We start from the raw sequence: 17,644 nt of genomic DNA on the forward strand, positions 1-17,644 counted from the left end.
GTAAAAGTAGCAATTGACGCTTTTCATTTGCTTATGATTACAATATCTTAAACAAATTTTATTCCAAAGTATTGCACAAAAAAAGCCCAGTCTTAAAACTGGGCTTTTCCTAAATAACCAACCAAACTTTAAATTATGAAAAACCACTACTTAAAGTTGTAAGGGAACCACCCCTTAACTGGTGTAAATTTAAGGCACAATTTTAAACCTTTAGTACGGTTTAACTTACTTTAACGATATCCTTAACAGTAATTCACACTTCATCATGATATTTATGAAATCATTAAGAACTTTATGAAATTCGATTAGTTTATAGGGCTAATTTCATTCACTATCGAGTCTAAAACCAATACCCGACACTCACAAAAAAATGAGACCTTTCGGTTTCAGGGGACCAAGAATACAAAAGATTGACCGGGCCCAGAAAGGACTCCCACCCATATCCTATTCCATAGCCTGAATACTTGGGTTCTTCAAACCATTCGCCGGTCCTAAATAAATCATCATCTACGTTGGCAAAATTTGCAGTGAAGAGCGCATGATGTCTTTTAACGAATTGAAAATCCAATCTACCGTAAGCCTTTACGAAACTGTTTCCAGACAAACTCAGAAAATCATATCCTACAAAAGGTGTGAAATTATTTATGAAATCTGTACCATAACCACCGAGTGCAAAGTCAAAAGAGGTTACACTGGAGGTTCCTAATTTGAATCCCCCTTCTGTTTCTAGATTTAAAGATAGATTTTTAAAAAGAGGGAAGGCTGCGCCCATTTTTGCTTTAGATATCGAGAAATCCTTGAAATTGTTATTGAAATCAGACGATAACACATAGTAATGCATATCGCCGTTAAAGTACAGCCCGCGTGAAGGAAAGTACTTATCATCATAGGTATCCAATTTCAGTGCTGCATAGACACTCGAATAGTCACTTTTTTCAAAATACGTCCTTCCATCATCGGTGGGAGCATTCGAAGTAATTTCGGTATCCGATATATCTCCGAAAGTTCTTGTACTATATTGCAAGAGTTTATGTTCGGCACCAAGGGTAAAGGAAAATTCCTCCCTTACCACAGTTTGAATGTATAATTGATTGGTGACGTCTGAAACGGCTAGGTTAATAGTATTTATTCTTGTAGTCGGCGTCACATTAAAATTGTCACTTATCACATTAAAATCTACTTCTTGTTCAAATTGATTGAACCTAGAATTAACACCAAAACTCCAATAACTTCCCTTATCTACGTAATACTCAAAATTGTACCGGATATTATCCCCTAAAATAAAGTCAAAAGATGCCACGTCGTCTCTAGATAATATGCGTCGTTTGGTTAGATTTATAATTGCCGCACTTTTGTACAAATCGTCATAATGGGCCCCTAACCTTAAAAATGTGCTATTAGAAGTTTCATCTAACGGCAATATCAAATCTTCACCATTTTTGCTATTGGTCACCAGTCTATACCTTATCGTTTTGAAATTTCCTGTAGCCGCCAAATTCCCAATACCTTGCTGTAGTTTTCTAAAAGTTATCGGCTCATTGAGATTGAACCTCAACTTACCTTTTACATATCCTCTTGTATGACTGGTATTCCCATCGATCAATAAGCGATTAACCAAAATTCTATCTGCTGGCTCAATGCCGTCAATGGCATTTTTTTCTTTGAAATTATCCGATGCCAATTTTTGCAGTTCATCAAATTTTAATTTTGCCGCATCTTCGCCGCTCTTTACTATTTCTTTTAGTTTATTAAATTCAATTACGGAATATTGCTCAATTTGTGGCTTGATATATATATCGGTTTTTTCAGATTTTTTCTTCATATCCGCAACCGTCCTATAATTGTTGATCTGCAATAAAATCTCGGTGGCCGACAATAATGCTTCCCTATCAGAAAGACCATGTTGTACGTCGACACCTATAATAATATCGGCACCCATCGCCAAAACTTCATCTATAGGATAATTGTTGACTACCCCGCCGTCAATCAACACTTTTCCATTGATTATAGAAGGTTCGAAAAGTGACGGTAGCGTGCCACTTGCCAAAACAGCCTCAGGTAGATATCCAGAATCCAAAACCACTTGTTTACCTGTTTCAATATCGGTCGCCACACAAACAAAAGGCGTGGGCAACTTCTTAAAATCATCGATATCTTTAACATGATATAAAAGCCTGACCAGTTCGTTATAAATATTCTGACCGCCAGAATATGCCGGTGGTACGGACACTTTAAAATTATTGAAAGGTAAAGCCAAGGAATAGCGCTCAGAATCATCTTTCTCATAAAAGGTTTTGGAGCTTCTGGGCAAGTTATCCTGAATAAGTGTTCCGAAATTGGTGGCTTTGAACATGGAATCCAATTCTGTGGCATTATATCCTGCAGCGTATAAAGCACCGATAATGGCCCCCATACTTGTACCCCCTATATAATCTAACTTTATACCCGCTTCCTCTATTACCTTTAGAGCGCCGATATGCGCCATGCCTTTTGCACCACCGCCACTAAGCACCAATCCTATTTTAGGTCTTTTATTTTCCTTCGTGGATTGTGCATGAACGATACCGGTACCCAGCAAGACAATTGCAAAATATATAAGTATGTTCCTCAAGCTATATTTACTATTTATGAAAGGATTCATATATTTTTCTTGCTTTTGACGGCCCTACCGTTTGACTTAAACTGTCAATCGAGGCCTCTTTGATTCTCTTCACAGATTTAAATGTTTGTAGTAGTTGCTGCGCGGTTTTTTCACCTACGCCCTCAATTCCTTCCAATTCAGAATTAATAGCACCTTTACTTCTTTTATTCCTATGAAAGGTAATACCAAATCGATGTGCTTCGTTTCTTAAAAACTGGATAATCTTTAAACTCTCAGATTTTTTATCTAAATAGAGGGGTATCGGATCTTCGGGGAAATAAATCTCCTCCAACCTTTTAGCAATACCAATGATGGCTATCTTACCCCTTAACCCTAAAAGATCCAAGCTTTTTAGGGCCGAGGACAATTGTCCTTTTCCACCATCTATAATGATTAATTGGGGTAGGGGCTCCATCTCTTCGATCAACCTTTTATACCTGCGGTAAACAACTTCTTCCATAGAAGCAAAATCATCTGGCCCGATTACGGTTTTAATGTTATAATGGCGATATTCTTTCTTTGAAGGTTTCCCATCCTTAAAAACAACGCAGGCAGCTACGGGGTTACTTCCTTGTATATTACTATTGTCAAAACACTCTATATGCCGTGGCTCTGCCGATAAACGCAAATCCTTTTTCATTTGCGCCATAATCCTATTGGTATGGCGGTCTGGGTCGATTATCTTAATCTGGTTAAACCGCTCCTGTCTAAAAAACTTTGCGTTACGCTCAGAAAGTTCAAGAATTCGCTTTTTATCCCCAAGTTTTGGAACAGTCACCTTTAAACCAGGGGGTACGGATACCGTAAAGGGAACATATAATTCTTTGGAGTCGGAATTAAACCGGCTTCTGATTTCAACTATGGCCAGTTCTAATAAATCATCATCCTTTTCATCCAACTTCTTTTTAATTTCCATCGTGTGGGATCGAATAATAGAACCATGTGAAAGCTGAAGAAAGTTGACATAGGCAAAAGAATTATCTGAAATTATGCTGAATACGTCTACATTACTGATCTTCGGATTTACTATCGTGGATTTTACCTGATAATTCTCTAATACATCTAACTTGTCCTTAATTTTTTGAGCTTCCTCAAATTTCATTTCAGCCGCTAAATGCTTCATTTGTCCTTTAAAATAGCTAATAGAAGATTTAAAATTCCCCTTTACGATTTCCCTGATATCCTCAATTTGTCTATCATAATCGCCAATTGACTGATACCCTTCACATGGCCCTTTACAGTTACCCAGATGAAATTCAAGACATACTTTATATTTACCAGAATTTATTTTCTCAGAAGCCAAATCATAATTACACGTTCGCAAAGGATATACACTCTTGATAAGGTCCAATAATGTTCTTACCGTTTTCATACTCGTATACGGACCATAATATTCAGAACCATCTTTGATCACCCTACGCGTTGGGAAGAGTCTAGGAAAACGTTCTTTCTTTAGGCATAACCAAGGATATGATTTATCATCCTTCAACAAAACATTGTACCTCGGCCTAAGCTCTTTGATTAAATTGTTCTCTAAAAGCAAGGCATCAGATTCGGTAGGGACCACTATATGTTTTATCGCCCTGATTTTTTTGACCATGACCCTGGTCTTACCATATTCATGATTTTTATTGAAGTAGGAGGATACCCTTTTCTTTAAATTTTTAGCTTTCCCCACGTAGAGAATACTATTATTATCATCAAAAAATTGATATACCCCTGGACCAGTAGGCAATGAACTTAATTGAATATGAATGGGGATTTCCAACATAACTTAGAACTACTAATTTAGTCTATAAACATGAATTTAAATTACGTGGGATAACTAAATTCAATATAGATAATTCCAATTTTAAAGCTAATCACCTGAAGATAAAGATTTGATATTAATTTCCTTTTTAAATGAATTATCCTAAAAAACAAGAATATATATTTATCATATCGATATTTCATTAAATCTTTTTATCGATAACAGATTGATTATTAGCTGGTTACTTTTACGAACATTAATTAATATTTACCACTACATTAATTTTTTCTAAAAAAAGTGCTGTTAAACGACAAAAAAGTGCTTTTCATGGATAAGTTATTATTTTTTTTACCTATTTTTAAAACTGAAACAAGACAAAAGCTATGGAAAGTTATATAATCACCTTAGGCACCTATCTCATTTTAATGTTATTCTTTAAGGTGTTTTTTGCCGTTGCAGGTAAGGATTGAATATTTTAATTTTATACTCAAAACTACTTCACAATGCTGAAGAATGATTTGCGTATAAAATATTCAAAACTCCGTAGTTTATTAAGTCCATTCGATATTACTGAAAAAAGTATCCTAATTTCAAATGAGGTACTTAAATTACCCATATGGGATTTTCAGAATTATCATATTTTTCTTCCCATTGAAAAAAAAGCTGAGATTGAAACAGAAGGTATTATTTCTATTCTTCTAGGATTAGATAAAAATGTAATAGTTCCCAAAATAAGTTCACCAACACAATTGGAACATTATTTACTTACTGACAGCACCACATTCCAAACCAGCCCATTAGGAATACCGGAACCCATCGACGGTTTTCCCGTAAAACCCACAAAAATAGATGCTGTCTTTATTCCCTTACTCGCCTTTGATACGATTGGAAATAGAATAGGGTATGGAAAAGGGTTTTATGATCGATTTTTAAACGATTGCAGACCCGATGTTATAAAAATAGGGCTTTCATTTTTCGAAGCCGAAGAAAAGATTATCGATGTATCTGCTTTTGATATCCCTTTAGATTACTGTGTAACACCTCACAAAACTTATTCATTTAAAACATCATGACGCGTTTCAACTTCAATATCGGCTGAATTTTCTTCATCTTGCTTTTTAAACGCTTTTTTATTAAAGACTAACAATATCCCAACTCCAGTACTAATTGCAGTATCCGCGATATTAAAAACAGGTTCGAAAAACCGGAAGTTCTTGCCCCCCAACCCGGGCACCCAGCTAGGCCATGTTGTGTCTACCATTGGAAAATAGAGCATGTCGACCACTTTACCATAAAACAATTTTCCATAAGGTTCATCTGCAAAAAGGGTCGCCACATCATTATAACTCTCGTTAAAGATCACCCCATAAAAGACAGAATCCAAAATATTACCCAATGCACCAGCAAAAATTAATGAAACCGCCCATATTAAGGTAGCTGACGCCTTTTTTTTGATTACGTCAAAAAGCCAATACCCAATACCAAAAATGGCAAACAATCTAAAAATAGTAAGTACCAACTTGCCAATTGCATCTGAAATGGGCAAAATATCGCTCAGTTTAGCACCCCAAGCTGCACCTTCATTTTCTATAAAAAGAATTTTGAACCAACTAAATACTTCTACGGATTCTCCTAAAACAAAATGGGTCTTTATATAAATTTTACTCAACTGATCTATGAGCAATATGAATACAATAAACAGGACGGATTTTTTAATGTTCATGGGTTTCAATCAATGAGGGCAAAAATAGAAATATTATTCGGTTTTACTTAACTCAATATTTCCGGTAATGGTCTGCAATTTATAATTAGTGATTCCCTTAGGAACAGGATTCATCTGTACTTTGCCATATTTGCTTTCAGCAAATATATCTGCTGATTTGGCCTGAGCAATTATATTTCCGCTTTGAGTTTTTACCACGACGTTTCCGGAGACATCATTTAACCTACAGGTTCCATCGGAAAGGGTCACTAGTAACTCCTTATATTCTCCTTGTAGGTTCACCCTTGAGTTAGTTCCGTACACTTTAATATTTTTGAAGGACGGAACGGTAATATCCATTAAGATTGAAACTGTTTTATGCGCACTTAATTTATCATTTGGATTTTCGAAACTAGGTATGAAACCAACTTCGATAAAAAGTGTAGTGCCATTTGTACGCGCCTTTAAATCAATATCATTGCGATACTCCCCTTCCATTTTAGCCTCAATATCGACTTGTTTACCAAAACGGGTATTTAGATTAACTTCAAAACAATTGGCCGCATCTACCAATATTGAATTGATTTTCTCTGCGTCAACAATTTTATTCAGTCTCTTTTGCGAATTTAAGCTTACAGAAATTAGAAGTAGACCAACAAGTAAATCGATTCTCAAAGCCGATATATTAAAAAAACGCCCCTAAAGGCGTTTTCATTATGATTGCATGTTTTTAGCTTCAATGCTAAGTGTGGCATGGGGAACCAACTTTAACCGTTCTTTATTGATCAGTTTTCCTGTTACCCTACAAATACCATACGTTTTGTTTTCAATTCGCAATAACGCATTTTTAAGATCCCGGATAAATTTTTCCTGCCTGATCGCCAATTGCGTATTCGCTTCTTTACTCATCGTTTCTGAACCCTCTTCAAAAGCCTTGAAGGTTGGGGAAGTATCATCAGTACCATTATTCCCATCATTCATATAAGCACTTTTTAAAAGTTCCAAATGACTTTTGGCCTTTTCTATTTTATCTTCGATCAGCTCTTTAAATTCTGCCAAATCTTTGTCAGAATATCTTACTTTTAATTCTTCCGCCATCTTTTAATATTTTTCAATAAACAATTTTGTGTTCACTTCGTCAAAAGCTATTTCCATGCCTTTGTCCAATTCCTCTTCAAAACTCAATTCTGCTGTTAATGTCTCTGTCTTAATATATTCTATATTATCCTTTACCGCATCTTCAACAAAACCGTCTTTCAATATGAGAACGGTAATCTTATCGGTCACTTCGAAACCAGAATCTTTTCTAATGTTCTGAATTCTATTCACTAATTCCCTTGAGATTCCCTCATTTCTTAAATCTTCGTCAATAGTAACGTCAAGAGCTACTGTCAATTTTCCAGAAGTCGCCACCAACCATCCTTCGATATCTTGGGAACTAATTTCTACATCCTGTAACTGTAAAATAATAATTTTATTTTCAATTTCGATGGATATTTCGCCGTCTTGCTCAATTTTTTGGATATCGTCCTGAGAAAACGCATTTACCACTTGGGCAATCTGCTTCATATCCTTGCCAAATTTAGGTCCTAATGTCTTGAAATTAGGCTTGATACGCTTTACAAGAATCCCCGACGCGTCGTCCAACAATTGAATTTCCTTTACATTAACTTCAGATTTTATTAATTCTGAAACCGCTTCAATATCCTTACGGTCTTTGTCATCCAAAACCGGAATCATGATTTTCTGTAAAGGCTGGCGCACCTTTATTTTTTCTTTCTGACGGATGGAAAGTACTAAAGATGAAATCGTCTGTGCTTTTTGCATTTTTACCTCCAAGCCCTTATCGACAAAAGCGTCATTAGCGACAGGAAAATTTGCCAAATGTACGCTTTCAAACTTCTCTTTATTCGTGGCTTTATTAAGGTCGATATACAAACGGTCCATAAAAAATGGAGCAATGGGTGCAGACAATTTGGCCACAGTATCCAAGCAGGTATATAACGTTTGGTATGCAGCAATTTTATCTTTGGCATATTCACCTTTCCAAAAGCGTCTTCTACACAAGCGAACATACCAATTACTTAAATTTTCTTGAACAAAATCGGAAATTTCCCTTGCCGCCCTGGTAGGCTCATACTCGCCATAGGCTGCATCCACGATTTTTATAAGTGAATTCAATTCAGATAAAATCCAACGGTCAATCTCAGGGCGTTCTGCAACCGGTACATCTTCCTCAGCATAAGAAAAAGAATCTAGATTGGCATAAAGACCGAAGAACGAGTATGTATTGTATAACGTACCGAAAAATTTACGTTTAACCTCAACGATGCCTTCTGTATCGAATTTAAGATTGTCCCAGGGGTTGGCATTACTGATCATGTACCAACGGGTAGCATCGGCACCATGTTCGTTCATGGTTTCAAATGGATCAACGGCATTACCCAAACGTTTCGACATCTTTTTGCCCTCCTTGTCCAACACCAGTCCATTAGAAACCACATTCTTATAAGCGACCGAATCGAAAACCATAGTTGCAATGGCATGCAAGGTATAGAACCATCCTCTGGTTTGATCGACCCCTTCTGCTATAAAATCTGCAGGAAATGTTTTTCCCTCATCTATCAACCCCTTGTTCTCAAAAGGGTAATGCCATTGTGCATAAGGCATAGAACCACTATCGAACCAAACATCGATCAGGTCACTTTCACGCTTCATAGGTTTCCCTGAAACCGAAACCAAAATAATCTGGTCTACTATATTTTTATGTAAATCTATTTTATCATAATTGGTCTCGGACATATCGTCCACAACAAAATCGGCAAAAATGTCTTTCTCTAAAACACCTGCTTCAACCGCCTTCGCCATTTCTGCCTTTAACTCGGCAACAGACCCAATGATGATTTCTTCCTTACCATCTTCGGTACGCCAAATAGGTAATGGAATTCCCCAATATCTAGAACGCGACAAATTCCAATCATTGGCATTGGCCAGCCAATTTCCGAACCTACCTTCTCCAGTCGCTTTAGGCTTCCAATTAATGGTTTCGTTCAGCTGAAACATACGTTCCTTGATATCGGTTACTTTTATGAACCAAGAATCTAATGGATAGTATAGTATCGGTTTGTCGGTACGCCAGCAATTTGGATAACTATGAACGTATTTTTCAACCTTAAACGCTTTATTTTCCTCTTTAAGCTTGATCGCTATTTCTACATCAACTGAACGTTCTGGCGCCTCACCATCATCGTAATATTCGTTCTTGACATATTTGCCCGCAAGTTCTTTTAATTCGGGCCTGAATTTTCCTTGAAGATCCACCAAAGGCACTAGGTTCGAATTCTCATCTAAAACCAACATCGGTGGTATTTCTGGCACGGCTTGTTTGGCAACCAAAGCATCATCAGCACCAAAAGTTGGTGCCGTATGTACAATTCCTGTACCATCTTCAGTCGTCACGAAATCTCCTGCAATGATTCTAAAAGCATTCTCGGCGTTCTCATAGGGCAATACGTAATCCAGTAATTGTTCGTATCGGATATTCAATAAATCCTTACCCTTGAATTCTTTCACGACGTAAAAAGGAATATTCTTATCATTAGCCGTATAAGTCAGTAGTTCTGACTTTTCAACCACTTGCTTAAACTTGCCTGCAAACTGTTTTCCCACTAAACTCTTGGCAAGGATAACATTCATAGGTTTGAAAGTGTACTGATTATAGGTTTCCACCAGCACATAATCTATTTTCGGCCCTACTGTTAAAGCCGTGTTAGAAGGCAGAGTCCATGGTGTGGTGGTCCAGGCCAAGAAATAAATGGTTCCTTCATTTTGCAAAAATTCAGGTAACGATTCTTCAACTGCCTTGAACTGAGCGGTAACAGTGGTATCCGTTACATCTTGATAGGTTCCCGGTTGGTTCAACTCATGAGAACTTAATCCGGTTCCTGCTTTTGGAGAATAGGGCTGTATGGTATAGCCTTTATAAATCAATCCTTTAGAATAGATTTCTTTTAACAACCACCAAACGGTTTCCATGTACTTGGACTTGTAGGTGATATAAGGATCTTCCATATCTACCCAATACCCCACTTGTTCGGTCATTGAATTCCAAACATCCGTATATCGCATTACTGCTTTTTTACAAGCCGCATTATAGTCCTCTACGGATATTTTGACCCCAATATCCTCTTTTGTAATACCGAGTTCTTTCTCAACTCCCAATTCGATTGGAAGTCCGTGCGTATCCCAACCTGCTTTTCGTTTTACCTGAAATCCCTTCATGGTCTTGTACCTAGGAAAAATATCCTTAATGGTACGCGCCATTACATGATGAATACCGGGCATACCGTTCGCCGATGGCGGACCTTCATAAAAGACATAGCTATCTTTACCCTCTCGGGTAGAAATACTTTTTTCAAATATGGCATGTGTTGACCAGTAGTTAAGAATCTCTTCTGCAACCTTTGGTAAATTCAATCCCTGATATTCTGCGAACTTCATACAAAATGCTTATGGTTCTGGATTTCAAAGGCTGCAAAATTATAAAATTTAGATTTAAAAGGAGCGTATTAGCACCATTGAAATATCATCAATAGTCCGTTTAGGTCAAATAACAACTTTTTTAGCATCTATACTGTTTTTTCATTCGTAAATAATGCCATAACAACAACCGTAAAAGCAACACAAAATGAAAAAAGCAATTTTAACATCAATAATCGTTTTAGCAGTAAGCATATTCTTTTCTTGTCGGGATACGGACCATGCCAAAAATGCAACCGAAGAAGCCGGTGAGGCGCTTGAACAGGCCGGAGAGGATTTGAAAGATGCTGGGGAAGATTTAAAGGAAGCAGGAGAAGATGCACTAGATGCCGCCAAAGAAGCGAGCAAAAATGCTATGGAAGCAGCTGAAGATGCGACAGAATCTGTAAAAAAAGCTGGTGAAGAAACTATGGAGGCTGCCAAAGAAGCTGGCGAGGATATTAAAAAAGCAACCAATGACGCTGCTGACAAAGTTGCCAAAAAAGCAAAATAAGTAGAGAAATCCGTTCAAAACTAAATAAACGTTTTCTGTAAAACGAAGACCCGTTGATAGTGGGTCTCTTTATTAAAATAGGAGAGCTTACTCCTCAACCCAAATTACTGCTTAAACAACTATTCAAAAACAATAATTCTATCCACGGCACTGACCCGATATATTTCACAACCTAATTGAAAGACTGTTCTTTATCGAACATTGTGACTTTGGATCTTTCTCCACGTCGCCAGCATCCAAAACGCCAATGTAGTGAGCATTTGAAACAATCCAACTTAATGAATTTTATGCGCAAAGAAACTTATACGTACGAACTGAAAACTTCATTTAACACTGCTAACGATCTTGGTTTTCTAAAACCCTGTAAGTGTAATTCGAAATAAACTACTAATACCTTTAACAATTCTTGGCGGTTGGTTTTTTTCATTTTTATGGTGTGGATTTCATCAAAATTGATCCCTAAAAAAGCCTTGAAGAAATAAACATTTTCTCCTCTTAACATGGGGTTTAAGGATTCTGAGGAAGTAAACTCACCTTCCAACAAATCAAAATAAGGCTTCTCCATCTGATAGGCATCAGGATAAAACCCTAAAAATCGTGAAAGTGATAACATAAAGAACAAATGAAAATTTGCAATATCCTTATGCATATCCAACCACTGTAAAGAGGCTTCCAAAAATTCGAATAAATCATCATTACGTTCCTCTTCTCGGATGCTATTTCCCAACAACTCTGCCAAAAACAAGGTCATTGCATTTTTAGCCATATCTGCATAAAGGGTTTGGTAATGATAAAATACCTTTGCCTCTCTGAGCGATTCCAAAGTTCCTTTATTCCTGTGATTGGCTACAATTTCCAATTGGGTCAGCGGTTGAAAATAGGCGGACTTTAATTTTCCTTTTTTTGAGGAAAGAACTCCTTTCAACAAATACGATTTTATACCGTCTGAAGCAGTGAAGGCCCTAACAATTAGGCTGGTGTCGCCATACTTTAGGGCAGAAAGCACTATGGCCTTTGTTGTCACCTGCATATTCTTGTAGCTATTTTGACAAAGATAACGGTTTGGGGGCCGTTAAATAGACGGGATAAAAAAATGCGAGAATTTCAAAGAAAACCTCGCATTCTATAAACTTATTTGACTCTGTAAAAGATTCTAAGATATCTTAAATCACCCCTTGCGCAAGCATGGCATCGGCAACTTTTACGAAGCCCGCAATGTTGGCTCCTTTTACATAGTTACAGAAGCCATCTTCTTCTTTCCCGTATTCTATACAAGATTGATGAATATCTGACATGATAACTTTTAGGCGTTCATCTACCTCTTCACGTGTCCAACTAATACGAAGAGAGTTTTGCGACATTTCCAATCCTGATGTTGCAACACCACCGGCATTTGAAGCTTTACCCGGTGCGAACAATATTTTCGCATTATTGAATTCATGAACGGCTTCTGCAGTGCACGGCATATTTGCACCTTCCGCTACACAAATACAACCGTTTTCCAACAAATTCTTGGCATCCTCTTGATGCAATTCATTTTGGGTTGCACATGGCAAGGCAATATCGCACTTTACACCCCAAGGCGTCTTTCCTTTATGGAATTCAGCAGATGGATATCTATCCGTATATTCAGAAATACGGCCTCTTCGATTGTTTTTAAGATCCATGACAAAAGCCAATTTTTCATTGTCTATACCGTCCTTATCATAAATATATCCGCTAGAGTCTGAAAGGGTTACCACTTTCGCCCCCAAAACAATAGCTTTCTCTGCGGCGTACTGGGCAACATTCCCCGAACCTGAAATAACCACTGTTTTACCATCAAAACTTTCATTCTTGGTTTTCAGCATACTTTCAGCAAAATATACGGTACCATATCCTGTGGCCTCTGGTCTAATTTTAGAACCGCCCCAAGACAACCCTTTTCCGGTCAAGACCCCTGTAAATTCATTTCGGATCTTTTTGTACATCCCAAATAAGAATCCTATTTCACGCGCACCTACACCTATATCGCCTGCAGGCACATCGGTATTCGGACCGATATGTCTATTCAATTCTAACATAAAGGCATGGCAAAACCGCATCACCTCATCATCTGACTTTCCTTTAGGATCAAAATCAGAACCTCCTTTACCACCGCCCATTGGCAATGTGGTTAGACTGTTCTTAAATACCTGCTCGAAGGCCAAAAACTTCAGAATACTTGCATTTACCGTTGGGTGAAAACGCAAGCCCCCTTTATATGGACCAATGGCAGAATTCATTTGGATACGATACCCTCGGTTTACGTGTATCTCACCTTCATCATCAACCCAGGCTACCCTGAAGGATATTAAACGTTCTGGCTCAACCATTCTTAAAAGAATATTCTTACCATTATATATTTTATGTTTCGCGATATACGGAATTACTGTTTCCGCCACTTCCTGAACCGCTTGTATGAATTCTGGTTCATGACCGTTTCTGGCGGTAACCTCATCCATAAACACTTTTATCTTATCTTCCATAAAGCAATTTATATTTGATTTTTTATTATTGATTTCAAAATATAATGGCAAAATTATGCTATTTATGTAATTTGAAAGCTTATTTTTTTGAAATTCGATAAAATTTGTTGTTTTAGCAACAAACTACAACATCTTTAAAATTAAAGTCAATTAAATTCGAATTAGTCTATCGCTTGTTCTAAATCTGCTATTAAATCTTCCACATCTTCTATGCCCACACTTAACCTGATCAACGCATCGACCACCCCGCTTTTTTCCCGCTCCTCTTTTGGAATACTCGCATGGGTCATACTTGCAGGGTGGCCCGCCAAACTCTCTACTCCACCCAAAGATTCTGCCAAGGTAAAAACCTGTAGGCGCTCCACGATTTTAATGGCATCTTCATAGCTGCCCCCTTTAGGAACGAAGGAAATCATTCCCCCGAAATCATTCATTTGTACCTTGGCAATTTCATGGTTCGGATGATCTACAAAACCCGGCCAATATACCTTTTCAATTTTTGGGTTCGAACGCAAATATTCCGCTACGGCCCGTCCGTTTTCACAATGCCGTTGCATGCGTACATGCAATGTTTTAATTCCCCTTAAAACCAAAAAACTATCCATAGGGCCGCAAATGGCTCCGCTTGCGTTTTGAATAAAATAAAGTCTTTCGGCTAATTCCTTATCCTTTACAACCAAAGCCCCAACCACGGTATCACTATGTCCTCCAAGATATTTTGTAGCAGAATGCATTACGATATCGGCCCCCAAATGCAGTGGTAATTGTAAATAAGGAGTCGCAAATGTATTATCAACTGCCAAAATAATTTCCGTATGCTCAACTAAATCGGCCACGGCTCTTATATCAATGATGTTCATCATTGGGTTCGTCGGAGTTTCAACCCAAATCAATTTGGTATTCACATTGATTTTTTCCTTTATGGCATCCACGCCCTGCATACCGACAAAATGGAAAATAATGCCGAATTTTTCAAATATTTTTTTAAAAATTCGATATGAACCTCCATAAAGGTCATTGGTAGATATTACTTCATCACCTGGGCTCAATAATTTTATAACTGCGTCTATAGCCGCAAGTCCGCTGCCAAAAGCGAGCCCATAATTGCCACCTTCAATACTGGCCAATGCGTTTTCCAAAGCCGTTCGGGTAGGATTTGCGCTTCGGGAATATTCATATCCCTTATGCTCCCCAGGCGTTGACTGTGCATAGGTCGACGTCTGATATATGGGTGGCATAACCGCTCCGTATGCAGCATCAGGTTGTTGGCCGCCGTGAATGGTTTTAGTGTTAAATTTTAAATCTTTAGCCCCCATTTTAAACTATTTTCACACAAATGTATCGTTAACTTTTGGAGAATACAATGAAGCTGTATTTTTACGAAAAATATAACTCCCCTATGAAAATCAGGCTCATTTACCTCCTTGTTCTTTTTGTGTTTTTTAGTTGCAAAAAGGAGGACGCCCTTACTTTTGAACCCTATTCCATTTCCTCAGAAAGTTGCGAGGCTTGTTCAACTGTTTCCATTTCCATTCCTAAAGCGTTAGAAAAAACAAAACTCAGCGAGACCATTAATATAGCTTTACGGGAAGAGATCATTGCATTATTGAATTTTGATGAAGAAAGTGATGCCCAAGATATTGAAGGAGCAGTTAAAGCCTTTATAAAAGATTACCAAATATTGAACGAAAAGTTTCCAGAAGAATCCATACCATGGGAGGCCAAAATAAAAGGAACTATTACTTTTGAGAATAAAGAAATACTTACGATAAAACTAGAATCTTATTTATTTACAGGTGGGGCACACGGTTATGATACTGTACGGTTTTTGAATTTTAAAAAAGTAGAAGGTACAGAATTGGAGAACCAAAAATTGTTCATAAATGAAGAGGGTTTTAAAGCCTTTGCGGAAGCCGAATTTAGGAAACAGGAAAAAATAGCAGCGGAAGCCCCCATAAATAGTAGCGGATTCATGTTCGAAAACGAAGTTTTTTACTTGCCGGAAAACTTGGGCTATACCGACAAAGGAGTACTCCTATTTTATGAATCTTATGAGATTGCCTCTTATGCCGATGGGCCCATCACCTTGACACTACCTTTTCAAAAGGTGAATCCATTTTTAAAGTTTCCTATAAAACCTTAGTCAGTATGCCTCATCAATAAATTGATGGCTGCCAAATGCATTCCTTCGTGGAACAAATTATAAGCAATGGCGTCATCTATGGTACTAAGTGTTACCTTGGCACTTGTGGTATACTCATGGTATTCCTGAAACAGTTGGGTTTCATAATCCTCTTTGGCCCATTCTGCGGTCGAAATCAAAAAATCTGCAACGATTTTCATTTCCTCATCGGTAGCTGTACCGTCGGGTGTGGTTCCTTTCTTAAACTTGTCAACGAGTTTTTCGGGAACGCGCATTTGAAGACCACTCAATTTATAAATCAATAACTGTTGCGAAACTAAAGTGTGGGCTATATTCCAATATATATTGTTATTGAACCCTTCAGGTATTTTTAAAAGCTTGTCTTTAGGTGTTTCGGTTAAAATGGAATATAAATTACGTCTATTTTGTAGTGTAATTTCAAACAGATTGTTAGGCATCGTTTTAGATTTAAAAGACTGTAAAAATAGTACATTTAATTAGAAATAAGTTTCTTTGTAACCCATAAGGCCATTAGAAATTTAGGGTTTTATCAATTTTCGAAAGAAGAAAAGTAATTTCTTCATACTATATTACCATGAAAAAAATATATCATCTAAGTACGTGTTCAACCTGCCAGAGAATTATTAAAGAATTACAACCCCTTACCGATTTTGAATTACAGGATATAAAAATCGACCCCATTTCTGAAGACCAATTAGAACAAATGCATGAATTATCGAAAAGCTATGAGTCTTTATTCAGCAAAAGGGCAGTTCTATATCGGGAGAGAGGTTTAAAGGACCAAAACTTGAAAGAAAAGGACTTTAAGAACCTCATTTTAGAGCACTATACTTTTTTAAAGAGACCCGTTATTTTATTTGAAGGGCAGATTTTTATAGGTAATAGTAAAAAAGTGGTAGAGGCCGCTAAAAAGGCCATTCATTCGTGAACAAACGTTTATTAGCCATCTTCGCCGCTCTTGGAGCCACCACCATTTACGGGCTAAACCATACCATTGCAAAAGGGGTCATGCCCCATTATGTACAACCATTTGGGTTCATTGTTTTAAGGGTTCTAGGAGCGGCCCTACTATTCTGGCTTATTTCGCCATTGGGCCCAAAAGAACATATAGAACGTAAAGACTATCTAAGAATGATACTCTGCGCTCTTCTGGGAATGGGGATGAATATGTTGGTGTTTTTCAAAGGTCTTTCACTATCAACTCCTATCAACAGTGCTGTACTGGTTACTACCACCCCCATTATAGTTCTTATTCTATCCGCATTAATTCTAAAGGAAAAAATCTCAAGTAGAAAGATTTTAGGCATAGGGGTCGGTCTTTTGGGAGCCTTAGGGTTAATTCTTTTAGGAAGTGAATTACGACAAAATGCACCAAACATTCCCCTTGGAAATTTGCTAATATTGTTAAACTCTATTTTCTACGGCTCTTACCTAGTAGTCGTCAAAGTCTTAATTACCAAATACCATCCATTCACTTTTATGAAATGGTTGTTCTCTTTGGGAGTGCTTATCTGTTTACCCTTTGGTTATGAAGAATTTATGCAAATAGCCTGGACGGCACTTCCTTTCGAAGCCTATTGGGGCATTGCCTTTGTTATATTGGGCACTACCTTTTGCACCTATTTATTCAACATATTCGCCTTAACCCAATTAAAGGCCTCGACATTAAGTGCATTTGTTTACGTACAGCCATTGGTGGGTATTGGTTACGCCATATTCACTGGACAGGACCATCTTACTTTTATTAAAGTGATAGCTGCCACCTTGGTTTTAGTAGGTGTTTATCTTGCTAGTAAAAAACCCAAGGTATTGCTACTCAATAAAAAACTTTAAAGTAGCGCGATTTAC

Annotated in this window: 15 protein-coding genes; 5 read left to right on the forward strand and 10 right to left on the reverse strand. The window is 37.4% G+C overall.

The genetic code is table 11. The features are described from left to right. Positions 1-340: 340 nt before the first annotated feature. Both ACNR9Q_RS02150 and uvrC read right to left on the reverse strand, forming a co-directional pair. Positions 341-2,611: a patatin-like phospholipase family protein gene (locus ACNR9Q_RS02150; protein ID WP_419212946.1), complete on the reverse strand. Its 2,271-nt coding sequence runs from the start codon at positions 2,609-2,611 to the stop codon at positions 341-343. A gap of 10 nt (positions 2,612-2,621) precedes the next feature. Further along, the gene (gene uvrC / locus ACNR9Q_RS02155; protein WP_419212947.1) at positions 2,622-4,412 is read right to left on the reverse strand and encodes an excinuclease ABC subunit UvrC; all 1,791 of its coding nucleotides are present in this window, start codon (positions 4,410-4,412) and stop codon (positions 2,622-2,624) included. A 482-nt stretch (positions 4,413-4,894) separates the two neighbouring features. On the opposite strand from uvrC, the gene ACNR9Q_RS02160 reads away from it, so the two are divergent. Continuing rightward, positions 4,895-5,464, forward strand: a complete 570-nt coding sequence (locus ACNR9Q_RS02160) for a 5-formyltetrahydrofolate cyclo-ligase (RefSeq protein ID WP_419212948.1) — start codon at positions 4,895-4,897, stop codon at positions 5,462-5,464. Here the strand turns inward: ACNR9Q_RS02160 and ACNR9Q_RS02165 are convergent. From ACNR9Q_RS02165 to ileS, 4 genes are read right to left on the reverse strand one after another with little or no spacing between them, the layout of a single operon-like run. Further along, positions 5,443-6,114, reverse strand: a complete 672-nt coding sequence (locus tag ACNR9Q_RS02165) for a lipoprotein signal peptidase (protein ID WP_419212949.1) — start codon at positions 6,112-6,114, stop codon at positions 5,443-5,445. The two genes, ACNR9Q_RS02160 and ACNR9Q_RS02165, sit on opposite strands and share 22 nt — an antisense overlap. Positions 6,115-6,147: 33 nt before the next feature. Then, on the reverse strand, positions 6,148-6,768 hold the full coding sequence (locus ACNR9Q_RS02170) for a DUF4097 family beta strand repeat-containing protein (protein WP_419212950.1): 621 nt from the start codon (positions 6,766-6,768) through the stop codon (positions 6,148-6,150). A 39-nt stretch (positions 6,769-6,807) separates the two neighbouring features. After that, entirely contained in the window at positions 6,808-7,191 is a 384-nt protein-coding gene (locus ACNR9Q_RS02175; RefSeq protein ID WP_419212951.1) for a TraR/DksA family transcriptional regulator, read from the reverse strand. Between the two features lie 3 nt (positions 7,192-7,194). Then, the gene (gene ileS / locus ACNR9Q_RS02180; RefSeq protein WP_419212952.1) at positions 7,195-10,593 is read right to left on the reverse strand and encodes an isoleucine--tRNA ligase; all 3,399 of its coding nucleotides are present in this window, start codon (positions 10,591-10,593) and stop codon (positions 7,195-7,197) included. A gap of 187 nt (positions 10,594-10,780) precedes the next feature. Here ileS and ACNR9Q_RS02185 point away from each other — a divergent pair, with 187 nt between their 5' ends. After that, entirely contained in the window at positions 10,781-11,125 is a 345-nt protein-coding gene (locus ACNR9Q_RS02185; protein ID WP_419212953.1) for a hypothetical protein, read from the forward strand. 301 nt (positions 11,126-11,426) lie between these two features. On the opposite strand, the gene recO is transcribed toward ACNR9Q_RS02185, so the two are convergent. The 3 genes from recO to ACNR9Q_RS02200 all read right to left on the reverse strand — a co-directional run bounded on the left by recO (position 11,427) and on the right by ACNR9Q_RS02200 (position 14,948). Beyond that, entirely contained in the window at positions 11,427-12,155 is a 729-nt protein-coding gene (recO, locus tag ACNR9Q_RS02190) for a DNA repair protein RecO (RefSeq protein WP_419212954.1), read from the reverse strand. A 133-nt stretch (positions 12,156-12,288) separates the two neighbouring features. Further along, positions 12,289-13,632 (reverse strand): NADP-specific glutamate dehydrogenase, encoded by a 1,344-nt coding sequence (gene gdhA, locus ACNR9Q_RS02195; RefSeq protein ID WP_419212955.1) that lies wholly within the window; start codon positions 13,630-13,632, stop codon positions 12,289-12,291. A gap of 161 nt (positions 13,633-13,793) precedes the next feature. Beyond that, a complete protein-coding gene (locus ACNR9Q_RS02200) occupies positions 13,794-14,948 on the reverse strand; it encodes a cystathionine gamma-synthase (RefSeq protein ID WP_419212956.1) in 1,155 nt (384 codons plus the stop codon). A gap of 83 nt (positions 14,949-15,031) precedes the next feature. Between ACNR9Q_RS02200 and ACNR9Q_RS02205 the strand changes: the two genes are divergently transcribed. Then, a complete protein-coding gene (locus tag ACNR9Q_RS02205) occupies positions 15,032-15,775 on the forward strand; it encodes a PdaC/SigV domain-containing protein (RefSeq protein ID WP_419212957.1) in 744 nt (247 codons plus the stop codon). Here the strand turns inward: ACNR9Q_RS02205 and ACNR9Q_RS02210 are convergent. Then, positions 15,772-16,233 (reverse strand): DinB family protein, encoded by a 462-nt coding sequence (locus tag ACNR9Q_RS02210; protein ID WP_419212958.1) that lies wholly within the window; start codon positions 16,231-16,233, stop codon positions 15,772-15,774. The genes ACNR9Q_RS02205 and ACNR9Q_RS02210 overlap by 4 nt on opposite strands. Positions 16,234-16,370: 137 nt before the next feature. On the opposite strand from ACNR9Q_RS02210, the gene ACNR9Q_RS02215 reads away from it, so the two are divergent. Together ACNR9Q_RS02215 and ACNR9Q_RS02220 are read left to right on the forward strand one after the other, a co-directional pair. Continuing rightward, the gene (locus ACNR9Q_RS02215; protein ID WP_419212959.1) at positions 16,371-16,724 is read left to right on the forward strand and encodes an arsenate reductase family protein; all 354 of its coding nucleotides are present in this window, start codon (positions 16,371-16,373) and stop codon (positions 16,722-16,724) included. Further along, the gene (locus ACNR9Q_RS02220; RefSeq protein ID WP_419212960.1) at positions 16,721-17,629 is read left to right on the forward strand and encodes a DMT family transporter; all 909 of its coding nucleotides are present in this window, start codon (positions 16,721-16,723) and stop codon (positions 17,627-17,629) included. The genes ACNR9Q_RS02215 and ACNR9Q_RS02220 overlap by 4 nt, the downstream gene beginning before the upstream one ends. Positions 17,630-17,644: the final 15 nt, after the last annotated feature.

Origin of the sequence: Maribacter sp. X9 (genome assembly GCF_048537565.1) — a bacterium.
Taxonomy (GTDB): Bacteria; Bacteroidota; Bacteroidia; order Flavobacteriales; family Flavobacteriaceae; genus Maribacter.

Bases quoted from the DNA above. Each gene is read 5' to 3' on its own strand.
- uvrC (WP_419212947.1), bottom strand. From the start codon at position 4,412: ATGTTGGAAATCCCCATTCATATTCAATTAAGTTCATTGCCTACTGGT.
- ACNR9Q_RS02160 (WP_419212948.1), top strand. From the start codon at position 4,895: ATGCTGAAGAATGATTTGCGTATAAAATATTCAAAACTCCGTAGTTTA.
- ACNR9Q_RS02165 (WP_419212949.1), bottom strand. From the start codon at position 6,114: ATGAACATTAAAAAATCCGTCCTGTTTATTGTATTCATATTGCTCATA.
- ACNR9Q_RS02175 (WP_419212951.1), bottom strand. From the start codon at position 7,191: ATGGCGGAAGAATTAAAAGTAAGATATTCTGACAAAGATTTGGCAGAA.
- ileS (WP_419212952.1), bottom strand. From the start codon at position 10,593: ATGAAGTTCGCAGAATATCAGGGATTGAATTTACCAAAGGTTGCAGAA.
- ACNR9Q_RS02185 (WP_419212953.1), top strand. From the start codon at position 10,781: ATGAAAAAAGCAATTTTAACATCAATAATCGTTTTAGCAGTAAGCATA.
- recO (WP_419212954.1), bottom strand. From the start codon at position 12,155: ATGCAGGTGACAACAAAGGCCATAGTGCTTTCTGCCCTAAAGTATGGC.
- gdhA (WP_419212955.1), bottom strand. From the start codon at position 13,632: ATGGAAGATAAGATAAAAGTGTTTATGGATGAGGTTACCGCCAGAAAC.
- ACNR9Q_RS02200 (WP_419212956.1), bottom strand. From the start codon at position 14,948: ATGGGGGCTAAAGATTTAAAATTTAACACTAAAACCATTCACGGCGGC.
- ACNR9Q_RS02205 (WP_419212957.1), top strand. From the start codon at position 15,032: ATGAAAATCAGGCTCATTTACCTCCTTGTTCTTTTTGTGTTTTTTAGT.
- ACNR9Q_RS02210 (WP_419212958.1), bottom strand. From the start codon at position 16,233: ATGCCTAACAATCTGTTTGAAATTACACTACAAAATAGACGTAATTTA.
- ACNR9Q_RS02215 (WP_419212959.1), top strand. From the start codon at position 16,371: ATGAAAAAAATATATCATCTAAGTACGTGTTCAACCTGCCAGAGAATT.